The organism is Pseudobutyrivibrio sp. YE44 (assembly GCF_900104335.1).
Taxonomy (GTDB): Bacteria; Bacillota; Clostridia; order Lachnospirales; family Lachnospiraceae; genus Pseudobutyrivibrio.
The window spans coordinates 296,395-308,412 of sequence record NZ_FMXT01000002.1 but is presented as its reverse complement, the minus strand read 5'-3'; the positions used below and the strand labels follow the sequence as shown (position 1 = coordinate 308,412).

The 12,018-nt window shown below is 41.2% G+C and carries 9 protein-coding genes; all 9 read left to right on the top strand.

Going from position 1 to position 12,018, the window contains the following annotated elements:
- Positions 1 to 26: 26 nt before the first annotated feature.
- The 9 genes from BLR54_RS05555 to BLR54_RS05515 all read left to right on the top strand — a co-directional run bounded on the left by BLR54_RS05555 (position 27) and on the right by BLR54_RS05515 (position 11,968).
- On the top strand, positions 27 to 1,619 hold the full coding sequence (locus BLR54_RS05555) for a response regulator (RefSeq protein ID WP_090417882.1): 1,593 nt from the start codon (positions 27 to 29) through the stop codon (positions 1,617 to 1,619).
- Positions 1,620 to 1,712: 93 nt separating this feature from the next.
- On the top strand, positions 1,713 to 2,753 hold the full coding sequence (locus BLR54_RS05550) for a sugar ABC transporter substrate-binding protein (RefSeq protein WP_090417879.1): 1,041 nt from the start codon (positions 1,713 to 1,715) through the stop codon (positions 2,751 to 2,753).
- 211 nt (positions 2,754 to 2,964) lie between these two features.
- Entirely contained in the window at positions 2,965 to 4,092 is a 1,128-nt protein-coding gene (chvE, locus tag BLR54_RS05545; protein ID WP_090417876.1) for a multiple monosaccharide ABC transporter substrate-binding protein, read from the top strand.
- Between the two features lie 230 nt (positions 4,093 to 4,322).
- The gene (gene mmsA / locus BLR54_RS05540; protein ID WP_090417873.1) at positions 4,323 to 5,849 is read left to right on the top strand and encodes a multiple monosaccharide ABC transporter ATP-binding protein; all 1,527 of its coding nucleotides are present in this window, start codon (positions 4,323 to 4,325) and stop codon (positions 5,847 to 5,849) included.
- 14 nt (positions 5,850 to 5,863) lie between these two features.
- On the top strand, positions 5,864 to 7,033 hold the full coding sequence (gene mmsB, locus BLR54_RS05535) for a multiple monosaccharide ABC transporter permease (protein WP_090417870.1): 1,170 nt from the start codon (positions 5,864 to 5,866) through the stop codon (positions 7,031 to 7,033).
- A 17-nt stretch (positions 7,034 to 7,050) separates the two neighbouring features.
- Positions 7,051 to 8,232 (top strand): ABC transporter permease subunit, encoded by a 1,182-nt coding sequence (locus BLR54_RS05530; protein WP_255396678.1) that lies wholly within the window; start codon positions 7,051 to 7,053, stop codon positions 8,230 to 8,232.
- Between the two features lie 230 nt (positions 8,233 to 8,462).
- A complete protein-coding gene (locus BLR54_RS05525) occupies positions 8,463 to 9,977 on the top strand; it encodes an efflux RND transporter periplasmic adaptor subunit (protein ID WP_090417868.1) in 1,515 nt (504 codons plus the stop codon).
- A 12-nt stretch (positions 9,978 to 9,989) separates the two neighbouring features.
- Positions 9,990 to 10,688 (top strand): ABC transporter ATP-binding protein, encoded by a 699-nt coding sequence (locus BLR54_RS05520; RefSeq protein ID WP_090417865.1) that lies wholly within the window; start codon positions 9,990 to 9,992, stop codon positions 10,686 to 10,688.
- Complete coding sequence (locus BLR54_RS05515) at positions 10,682 to 11,968, top strand: ABC transporter permease (RefSeq protein WP_090417863.1); 1,287 nt, start codon at positions 10,682 to 10,684, stop codon at positions 11,966 to 11,968. The genes BLR54_RS05520 and BLR54_RS05515 overlap by 7 nt, the downstream gene beginning before the upstream one ends.
- Positions 11,969 to 12,018: the final 50 nt, after the last annotated feature.

The following is a 12,018-nucleotide window of genomic DNA, read 5'->3' as shown; positions in this document are numbered from 1 at the left end:
CTTTAGCTGACTGATGAGGTGTGTTTATGTACAAAATTATGTTAGCTGATGACGAAGGCATCGTTATCGATTCACTCAAATTTATAATAGAAAAGGAATACGGAAGTCAGTGCGACATTCGTGTAGCCAAAACTGGTCGTCAGGTTATTGAGCTTGCAGAGGAGTTTCAGCCAGACATTGCCTTTATGGATATTCAAATGCCAGGTATCAATGGCATTGAAGCTATGCGTGAAATCCGTCGCACCAATAATCACGTGGTGTTTATTGTAATGACTGCTTATGACAAGTTTGACTACGCCAAGGAGGCAATCTCCCTTGGTGTGTTGGATTATCTTAACAAGCCTGTCAGCAGAGATGCCATCCTTAGTATTCTTAAGAAAGCCATGGGACGTATTGATGGAGAGCGAACCAAGCGAAGTGATGACCTTAGAGTTAGGGAAAAGCTGGAGATAGTTGTTCCTATTATAGAAAATGGTTTGATTCAGGATCTGCTTTTCAAGGAATACTTTAAAGAAGACATTGATAACTACAAGACTCTTCTTGGCATTGATTGCGAATACGGCTATATGGCATGTATGGTCTTTGGTCGAGAGCTTGTTGGTAATTATATGAAGGGGGCTGTTGCAGCCTCTATCCAGGCCCAGAAATCCTACAAAGAAATCCACACCATTACGGATGATTATATTAAGGGAATAATGGGAAATGTTATGTCCAACAAGATTCCTATTCTCATTCCATGTGAAAAGGATACTCTTTCCTATAATGAAAGAAACGACATTGTGGAAAACGCCAGAGCACTGTGCCGCAAGCTGGCAGACCGCTTTGATATGGACTTTAGAGTGGGCTTCGGTTCGGTTAAACCGCTGGAGAGAATGAGCGAATCCTATGAGGAAGCTAATTCGGTGTTGATATCTAATACCAACCACGTGGCTCATGTGGATGATATGCCTGTGGCATGCCAATACGAGTCGAACTATCCTATGGATATGGAAAAGCGTTTGTTTGATGAAATCACACTTGGAAATATTTCAGAATCCATTTCAATTGCCCAGGGCTTTTTTGAATGGATGGAAGAAAACTATGGAACAGACCATGACAGTGTACGCCTTAAGTGTTTGGAATTCGTATTATGGGCAGAGCATCTTGCCTATGAAAAGACTGGTCGTATGTACGAATTCAAAAGCAGGGCAAACTATCTTTCAGAGCTTATGAGCTTCACCGGCCTTGGGGAGGTTAAGGTTTGGTTTATTGAAAAGATAAAGGCTACTGCCTTCTGGGTTTCTAACAAGCATGAAGAACAATCTATGAGTGCTGTTAACAAGGCAAAGCAATATATTGATGAAAACTATATGAAGGAGCTTACTCTTGATGATGTATCTCGAGTGGTTAATATTAGTTCCTATTATTTCTCAAAGGTTTTCAAGGAGGAGACTGGCGAGAACTTCATCGATTATCTTACAAAGCTTAGAATAGAAGCAGCAAAGAAGCTTCTTAAGACTACAAACAAGTCTATGAAAGAAATTTCGGCAGAGGTTGGATATTCTGATCCAAATTACTTCTCACGAAATTTCAAAAAATATACAGGGAAAACGCCTACTGACTATGCTAGGTGCAATTAGCAGGTGGAAAATGAACTGGCAGAATTGCTAGTTGAGGATAGTTCTATAATATAGAAGGATAATCCTAATTGTTTTACTGGGAGGATATATGTAATGAAGGGGTTTATCAAAAAAACACTTATAGGTGTTCTGATGTTGGTGGTGATTCCATCAACGTTAATGGCCTGCGGCGGGGCAGGCGAAGGCAATGCTAGCACAGGAGAATCTGATGAAGATACTCTTGAGATTGGAATGTGCTTTGATTCATTTGTTATTGAGCGTTGGGAAAAAGATAGAGATGTGTTTGTGGCCACTGCCACAGCTATGGGGGCTACTGTCAATGTTCAAAATGCAAACGGAAACATTGAAAAGCAGATTGAGCAGATTCAATATCTCATAGATAAGAAGGTAGATTGCCTTGTTATTATTCCTATTGATGGAGAAAGTTTAAAGGAAGTAATTGGTGAAGCTAAACGAGCAAACATTCCAGTGGTCAGCTATGACCGTCTTATAGGAAATGTTAACACAGATCTTTATATATCCTTTGATAATGAAGAGGTTGGGGAAATGCTTGGAGAGGCTATTGTTAATCAAGGGGCTAAGGATGTCATTATGATATGTGGCCCTCTCACTGATAACAATGTACCTATGGTTACAGAGGGCTTTAACAAGCAGATGAATGATAATGGTATAGAGGTGCTGGATGTTTACAACTGTGAGGGATGGAAAGCAGAGTATGGTAGCGCTTATGTTTACGATCATATGGATTTAGTAAAGCAAGCAGATGCCATCATGTGTGGTAACGATGACATTGCCACCTCAGTTGTAAAAGCCCTTGCTGTTGCACAGCTTGCAGGCCAGATTCCAGTGGTAGGACAGGATGCTGATTTACCAGCTTGTCAGCATATTGTTCAGGGCACTCAGCTAATGACAGTTTACAAGCCTGTAGGCAAGCTGGCTGAGCAGGCAGCTAAGCTTACAGTTGCATTGGCAAAGGGTGAAGACATTTCAATAGATGCAACCATAAACGATGGCACTTATGACATCCCTTATGTAGCCGTAGAGCCAGTTGCCGTCAACAAGGAAAATCTTGATGAAGTCATAATCGATGGCGGCTTCCATACTAAAGAAGATGTGTATCTAAATGCGGAGTAGAAAACTCTTTTAGCAAAATATTGCAATTATTTAATAGGATTAGCACAAAAATGTGCTAGTCCTATTTTTTATGTTAAAATGATTTGGACAAAAATGTGAAGAAAGTGACAACCATTTTTAGACACGTATTTGTTAAAGTATCATCAGAAACGGAAAACCGAAGATGTTTTCCAAAAAGAACCTATTAATTGAAAGGGAGGTTATTTCTAGAATGAAAAAGAAATTATTAAGCGTGCTCTTAACAGGTGCTATGGCAGCTTCAATGTTTGTAGGCTGTGGAACAAGCACAGAGACAACAGACACAGGTGCAGCTGATGCAGGTGCAGCTACAGAGTCATCTGACACAGCAGGTGGTGCAGCTGGCGGCACAAAGGTTGGTGTAGCAATGCCTACTAAGGACCTTCAGAGATGGAACCAGGATGGTGCCAACATGCAGAAGGAGCTTGAGGCAGCTGGATACGAAGTAGATCTTCAGTATGCTTCAAACGATGTACAGACACAGGTTTCTCAGATTGAGAACATGATTAACTCAGGATGTAACGTTCTTGTAGTTGCAGCTATCGAGGGTTCTTCACTTGGTGAGGCTATGGATATGGCAGCTGAGAAGAAAATCCCAGTTATCGCTTATGACCGTCTTATCATGAACTCAGATGCAGTTTCATACTACGCTACATTTGATAACTACAAAGTAGGTCAGGTTCAGGGTCAGTACATCATTGATCAGCTTGATCTTAAGAATACAGATCAGACATACACAATGGAAATCACAGCTGGTGATCCAGGTGATAACAACGCTGGTTTCTTCTACAACGGTGCTATGGATCTTCTTAAGGAATACATCGAAAAAGGAACACTTGTTGTTAAGTCTGGTCAGGTAGAATTCGCAGAAGTAGCTACTCCAGCATGGGCAACAGAGACAGCTCAGTCAAGAATGGAGACAATCCTTTCTTCTAACTACGCTAAGGATGACCTTAACATCTGCCTCTGCTCAAACGACTCTACAGCACTTGGTGTTGAGAACGCACTTGCAGCAAACTACAAGGGTGAATATCCAATCGTAACTGGACAGGACTGTGATATTGAGAATACAAAGAACATGATCGCTGGAAAGCAGTCAATGTCAGTATTCAAGGATACACGTACACTTGCTTCACAGGTTGTTAAGATGGTAGGTCAGATCCTTAAGGGTGAGACAGTTGATGTTAACGATACAGAGACATACGACAATGGTAAGGGTGTTGTTCCTTCATACCTTTGCGAGCCAGTATTCGCTGACAAGGACAACTACAAGGAGCTTCTTATCGATTCTGGATACTACACAGAGGATCAATTGCAGTAGTTTTTCTACTGCTTGGCAGTAAGAAAAACTGCTGCCACGAACCACCTCCACCGAGCGGAGCGAGGTATACAATAGGTGGTTCTTCCCGTTAGAAAGATAAAAACTAAAGGGTAATTTGATAGGGCAGGGGAACCTGCCCTATTTTAAAGGAAAAAAGAGAATAATTTGGAGAGAATAAAGCATTTATTCTTGGTATTTTTAGAGGTTTATATAATAGGGAGGACAAGCAAGTGGGAAAAATATTACTTGAGATGAATAATATCACCAAAGAATTCCCAGGTGTAAAGGCCCTTGATAACGTAAATCTTAAGGTAGAGGAAGGAGAAATCCACGCACTTGTTGGGGAAAACGGTGCTGGTAAATCTACCTTGATGAACGTATTAAGTGGTATTTATCCATATGGTTCTTACACAGGTGATATTGTATACAACGGAGAAGTATGTAAGTTCCAGAAAATCAAGGATTCAGAGGAAAAGGGAATCGTAATTATCCATCAGGAGTTAGCCCTTATTCCTTATATGTCAATCGGAGAGAACATGTTCTTGGGAAATGAGCAGGGTTCTAAAGCGGCTATCGATTGGGATAAAACTTATGCTGAGGCTGACAAGTATTTGAAGATGGTAGGTCTTTCAGAGAGCAGCCGAACATTAATCAAAGATATTGGTGTTGGTAAGCAGCAGCTTGTTGAAATTGCAAAGGCACTTGCTAAACACGCAAAGTTACTTATTCTTGATGAGCCTACATCATCTCTTAATGAGACAGATTCAAGGGCACTTCTTGATTTACTTCTTAAATTCAAGCAGGAAGGAATGACATCAATCATCATTTCTCACAAGCTTAACGAAGTTTCTTACGTAGCAGATAAAATCACTGTTATCCGTGATGGTTCGACAATTGAAACTCTTGATAAGAGAACAGATGAAATTACAGAAGATAGAATTATCAAGGGCATGGTTGGTCGTGAAATGACAGACCGTTTCCCAAAGCGTCATGATGTAAAAATTGGCGAGATTGCTATGGAAGTTAGGGATTGGACAGTTTTCCATCCACAGTTTGCAGATCGTAAGGTTGTTGACGGTGTATCAATGAACGTTCGTAAGGGCGAGGTTGTTGGTATCGCAGGACTTATGGGTGCAGGTCGTACAGAGCTTGCAATGTCAATCTTTGGTAAGTCTTACGGAACAAACATCTCTGGTCAGCTCTTTCTTAACGGACAGGAGGTTCACCTTAAGAACATCAAGGATGCTATCAAGCATAAGATTGCATATGTTACTGAGGATAGAAAGGGTAATGGACTTGTCCTTACAAATCCTATCAAGATTAACACAACACTTTCTAATCTTTCAGATCTTTGTAGTAAGCGTGTAATCGACCAGGATAAGGAATATCAGGTAGCTGAGGATTACAGAGAAAAGCTTAAGACAAAGTGTCCAACAGTTGAGCAGAACGTTGGTAACCTTTCAGGTGGTAACCAGCAGAAGGTTCTTCTTGCTAAGTGGATGTTTGCAAACCCTGATGTACTCATTCTTGATGAGCCAACACGTGGTATCGACGTTGGTGCTAAGTATGAGATTTACTGTATTATCAATGATCTTGTTGCTGCTGGAAAGTCAGTAATCATGATTTCATCAGAGCTTCCAGAGGTTCTTGGTATGTCAGATAGAATTTATGTTATGAACGAGGGCAAGATGGTTGGTGAAATGTCAGGAGCTGAGGCTTCACAGGAAAGCATTATGTCTTGCATCTTGAAGTCATAGAAGGGAGAGGAATCATGGTTTCAAATAACATTGGAAATGCATTAAAGAAATACACCATGGTAATCGCCCTGGTGGTAATCATTGGAATTTTCTACGTTGGTACAGGTGGAACAATTCTTTTGTCTCAGAACGTTAACAACCTTCTTTCACAGAACGCATATGTATTCGTTCTTGGAACTGGTATGTTACTTTGTATCTTAACTGGTGGTAACATCGATCTTTCTGTTGGTTCGGTTATCGCTTTCATCGGTGGTATTGGTGCAGTGCTCTTAAGCAAGGGCTTGAATGTTTGGCTCACTGTAATCATTATGCTTCTTTGCGGTATTGCAGTTGGTGCTTGGCAGGCCTTCTGGGTAGCATATATAAACGTGCCACCATTCATCGTAACACTTGCTGGTATGTACGCTTTTAGAGGACTTGCAAACGTCGTTCTTAACGGTTATGCAGTATCAATTTCAAATACAACATTCCTTAATGTATTTGGTGGTGGTGCTGATTGCTACATTCCAGATTTCTTCCACGGTGAAGATCTTAATATCACATGTATTGTTGCAGGTGTGATTGCAGTAGCAATTTTAGTTATCGTTTCATTTAGAAATAGAATTGCAGCTACACGCAAGGGATATGCTAAAACAGGCGCAGCTCCATTCTATGCAAAGATTGCTGTTATCTCATTAGTAATTCTTTTCCTTGCATACAAGCTTGCAGGATATAAGGGTGTTCCTACATCACTTCTTTGGATTATCCTTATCGTACTTGCTTATCATTATGTTACAACAAAGACAACAATTGGTCGTTACCTCTATGCGGTTGGTGGTAACGAGAAAGCAACACAGCTTTCTGGTATCAATACAAAGAAGGTTTACTTCTTCGCATATACGAATATGGGATTCTTGGCAGCCTTTGCTGGTATCCTCACTGTAGCAAGAGCTGCTTCAGCTCAGCCTACATATGGTCAGTTCTACGAGATGGATGCTATCGGTGCCTGCTTCATTGGTGGTGCTTCTGCATACGGTGGAACAGGTTCAGTATTCGGAGCAATCATCGGTGCTCTTCTTACAGGTGTTATCAACCAGGGTATGTTAATCATGGGTGTTGATGCCAACTATCAGAAGGTAGTTAAGGGATTAGTACTTCTCGCTGCGGTAATCTTTGATGTAATGTCTAAGAGAGAAAAGAAGTAGAAAGGGAGGAGCAAAAAGTGAAAGACAAGATTTTAAAAATAGTAAAAGAAAACACAATGCTCATTGTACTGGTCCTCGTTGTTATCTTCTTTAATATTACAACTCACGGAACAATGCTTTTGCCAAGCCAGTTCAATGCGCTTATCACACAGAATGCATACGTATATGTTCTTGCAACTGGTATGTTGATGTGTATGTTGACCGGTGGTAACATCGATCTTTCCTGCGGTTCATTTGTTTGTTTAGTTGGTGTTCTTGGAGCAAAGCTTATGGTTGAAAAGGGTGCTCCTACACCAGTTGGTATGATAGCAATGCTTGCAATTGGCGTTATCTACGGATGTGTTCTTGGATTCGTAATTGCGTACATGAACATTCCACCATGGATTGCTACCTTAGCAGGCTTCCTTGCATTAAGAGGCTGGGGTGTTGCATTAATGCACGGTGCTTCAAACATCAGTCCACTTCCAGAAAACTTCTGTGGACTCTTTACAGGTAAGATGAACGATCTTTTTGGGGGACCAAGAATTGGTGGGGTTCAGTACAATATGACAAGTATTGTAATCGGACTTATTGCTTCTGTAATCGTTGTATTCCTTCTCGTAAGAGAGCGTGCAACAAAGATTAAGAAGGGCTACGACCACGACAGCATGGCAAAGGTTATTGTTAAGTCAGTACTTATCTGCTTTGCAATCATGCTTTTCGCATACAAGTTTGCACTTGCAGGTGGTGTTCCATTTGCACTTGTATGGGTAGCTGTAATCGTTATTATCTACAGCTTCATTACTTCTAAGACAGATATCGGACGTTACTTCTACACAATCGGTGGTAACGCTGAGGCTACAAGACTTTCTGGTATCGATACAAAGCGTATCATGTTTATCGCATACCTTAACATGGCAATACTTACAGTTGTATCTGCATGGCTCACAATGTCTCGTTTCCAGGCTGCAAACTCTACAGCTGGTACAAACTACGAGATGGATGCAATTTCAGCCTGCGTAGTAGGTGGTGTTTCTGCCTACGGTGGATCTGGTACAGTATTCGGAATGATCATCGGTGCAACACTTATCGGTGTAATCAACCTTGGTATGTCCCTTATGGGTATCGATGCAAACTGGCAGAAGGTTGTAAAGGGTGTCGTTCTTCTTGGTGCCGTAGTATTCGAAATTCTCAACAACAAGAAGAAGGCAGTAAAGTAATCAAATAAGTTTATTATCTTCATTCTATTCTCTATCATCTTGGCCTAGGGGCGTTCGTCCCTAGGCCACTTTTTTCATAAAAAAGACTGTGAATAGTAACCTTAAATACGCGAAATGTGATGGCTGTCTGAAGTTTTCTGAATCCTAGGTGAAGTCCATTTACTAGGGATTTTTTTGTGTTTATTATGCAAATGTAGAGTTAAAAAATTCACGTAGGAGGAAAGAAAATCATGTCGAAGGACGGATCGAAAAATCCGAAAAGTTCAGGAAAGATAACAGGGGGCGTCAAAAGGATTGGAGCCTTTATTAACGGTCATAAGGTGCTGGCTGTGGTATTTGTGGCTCTTATTTCTGGTGGTGCAATTTTTGGAAATAAGTTCCTTTTGAATTCAAAGGCAAAGGAGGAGAAGCCATCGGGGGTCATCACCACAGAAGTGCAGGTGATGGATTTGCAGTCTTCGGTGAGCGTAACAGGTACTTTGGAGGCGGGGCAGTCACAGAGTGTTACCTCAACTATGTCCACAGGTACTCAGGTTGAGAAGGTCAACTATTCTGTAGGTGACTATGTTGAGGCAGGTGCAGTTGTGGTGGAGTTTGATTCTGATGATTATTCAGAGAAGCTTGCACAGCTCAATGCCAAGTACAATATTTCTGAGACAAAAAATGCAAAGACTCTTCAGGGATATCTTGATGAGATAGAAGATTACAAGAAAGAGATTGCTGAAATCCAGGAGTGGTTGGATAAATATGAGATTTATTATCTGGATGTAAAGGATGCCTACGAGTGTTATGTGGCAAATCCAACTACAGATACAAAAACAAGATACGATGAGCAGGTGGATGCTGTTAAGAGTCGTTACAATTTTACAATGGATGACTACGAGAATAAGCAGGATGAGATAGAGGAGCTTCAGGATAAGATTGAAGAGGCTCAGTACAATTATGAGTTGGCTCAGCTTGAGCAGGAATATGATTCTACTTACACAAAGTCTGAAGAATATGATGAGATTACAGAGAGTCAGTCTGGTCGTCAGGTTGTTGCTCCATTCTCAGGCTATATCACAGCTATAAATGTATCAGAGGGAAATAACTATACACAGGGTAATACCGTATTTACGATATCAAATACTGATTCCTTTGTAGTGGAGGCAACTGTAGATGAATATGATATCGCATCTATCCAGCAGGGCCAGTCGGCAGTGGTTAAGTTTGATGCTACAGATGATGAGGAGTTTACTGGTACAGTTTCTTATGTTGCAGTTACAGCAGATTCATCTACATCTTCAGCAACGTCAAACGGTGGTTCATCCTCAAGCTCTGCAAGCTACGAGGTGAAAATCACTCTCGACTCAACAGATGATAGACTTCGTGTTGGCATGACAGCCAAGGCTTCTGTAATTCTGGAGTCAGCAGAGCAGGTATTTGCAGTACCTTATGATTGTGTAGAGACTGACAAGGATGGCAACAGCTATGTAACAGCCGTGGATTCAGAAGGAAACGAAACAAAGATTACAGTTACCCTTGGTTTACAGAGCGATTACTACGAGCAGATTATTAGTGATGAGCTTTCAGAAGGCATGCTTGTAAAGGCAACTGCCGCAAGCGGAAATACGAGCTCAGAAGCCCCTGAACAAGGTGGCGGTTCTTTATTTAATCTTGGTGGCGGCGGTGCACCAAGTGGTGGCGCACCAAGTGGCGGTCCTAGCGGCGGTGGTCCAAGTGGCGGCGGCCCAGGTGGAATGTAGGAGGACAAGAGTATGGCAGCAGGAGATATAATGCTTGATCTTCGGGACATTCATAAAAGCTTTTTTATAGGAACACCAAATGAATTTGAAGTTTTGCATGGTGTAAACTTTACGGTCCGCGAGGGTGAATTTGTTTCAATCGTTGGTCAGTCAGGTTCGGGTAAGTCAACCTTGATGAATATAATTGGCGCCTTAGACCGACCTACCAGCGGTGAATATACTTTGGACGGAATAGATATTGAAAAGGCAAAGGACCATGAATTATCTATTTTAAGAAATAAAAAAATCGGGTTTGTTTTTCAGACCTACAACTTGATTGCAAGAACAAACGCAATCAAAAACGTGGAGCTTCCTATGATGTACGCAGGTGTTGGCAGAAGCGAAAGAAACGAGAGAGCAAAAATGCTTTTGGAACAGGTGGGAATGACAAATCGTATGCATCATAATCCTGACGAGCTTTCAGGTGGACAAAAGCAACGTGTGGCAATTGCAAGAGCCATGGCAAATGACCCAGCAATCATTTTGGCAGATGAGCCAACAGGAGCTCTTGACTCAGCAACTGGTCGCCTCATTATGGATATCTTCCATAAGCTTCACGAGGAACAGGGGAAGACTATAGTGTTAATCACTCATTCTCCAGAGCTATCACTTGAGACAGAAAGAATAATTACTTTAAGAGACGGGGATATAAAGGGGGATACAGCATGTTAATTACAGAAAACATCCTACTTGCTCTGGCTGGTTTAAAATCCAACATCATGCGCTCTCTCCTTACAATGCTTGGTATCATAATTGGTATAGCTTCTGTTATAGCCATTATGACTGTTGGTAATTCTATTACCGTAATGGTAAATACCTCCATGCAGGAAATGGGTGCTAACAACCTGACGGTAGGGGTATCACAAAAGAGTACCTCAGAGGAAACCACATCCTCTGGACTTCATTTTGGTCCTGGCAACCGTCGAACAATGGATTCCGACGATTATCTTACAGATGAAATGCTTGATTCCTTTTTGGAAGAGTACGGTGACAACGTTCAGTACACTATGCTTTCCACCTCTGTTGGAAATGGAACAGCTACAGATGGAAGTCTTTATGCCAATGTAAATATCACTGGTTATAACCAGGATTACATGGAATATACTGATCTTGATTTGCTGGCAGGACGTACCTTTATTGATAAGGATTATGATAATGCTCAGAAGGTTTGTATCGTATCAAACTATTTTGTTAACAACATGTTTGATGGAGATAATCAGGCGGCACTTGGATCTGAGATAGAGGTTAGTATCAATGGAAAGTACTATACCTATTACATAGTAGGTGTCTATGAATACGATGACAGTACCTGGTCAAGTTCTTCCACAGAAGATACTGTGACAGATATGTACATTCCATTTACAACAGCTAGAAATCAGCTTCACACAAATAACGAGGGATATGAGAGTATCACACTGGTAACCACTATAGATACTGATTCAGAGACCTTTGCAGACACAGTTGAGGCCTACTTCAACTCAATGTTTTATTCAAATAATGAGGATTATGAGGTGTCTGTAACCAGCATGTCATCCATGATAGAGTCTATGACATCTATGATTGGTACAATTGAAGTTGCACTTGCAATTATTGCTGGAATTTCTCTTGTGGTTGGTGGTATTGGTGTAATGAACATCATGCTTGTATCCATTACAGAGCGAACAAAAGAGATTGGAACTAGAAAGGCTCTTGGTGCTACAAATGGTTCAATCCGCCTTCAGTTTATTACTGAGTCGGTAGTAATCTGTATCATGGGTGGACTAATCGGTATTATCCTTGGTATTGGACTTGGTGCAGTGGCAGCTACATATATGGGCTATTCAGCTTCTGTGTCAGTGGTGGCAATAATAGTTGCAGTGGTCTTTTCAATGGCAATCGGTATCTTCTTTGGATACTATCCAGCCAACAAGGCAGCAAAGTTAAATCCAATTGATGCATTAAGATACGAGTAACGTATAAACGAATATCGTATATACGAAAAAGGCTTGCCCCATAGTCTAGG

Bases quoted from the DNA above. Each gene is read 5' to 3' on its own strand.
- BLR54_RS05555 (WP_090417882.1), top strand. From the start codon at position 27: ATGTACAAAATTATGTTAGCTGATGACGAAGGCATCGTTATCGATTCA.
- BLR54_RS05550 (WP_090417879.1), top strand. From the start codon at position 1,713: ATGAAGGGGTTTATCAAAAAAACACTTATAGGTGTTCTGATGTTGGTG.
- chvE (WP_090417876.1), top strand. From the start codon at position 2,965: ATGAAAAAGAAATTATTAAGCGTGCTCTTAACAGGTGCTATGGCAGCT.
- mmsB (WP_090417870.1), top strand. From the start codon at position 5,864: ATGGTTTCAAATAACATTGGAAATGCATTAAAGAAATACACCATGGTA.
- BLR54_RS05525 (WP_090417868.1), top strand. From the start codon at position 8,463: ATGTCGAAGGACGGATCGAAAAATCCGAAAAGTTCAGGAAAGATAACA.
- BLR54_RS05520 (WP_090417865.1), top strand. From the start codon at position 9,990: ATGGCAGCAGGAGATATAATGCTTGATCTTCGGGACATTCATAAAAGC.
- BLR54_RS05515 (WP_090417863.1), top strand. From the start codon at position 10,682: ATGTTAATTACAGAAAACATCCTACTTGCTCTGGCTGGTTTAAAATCC.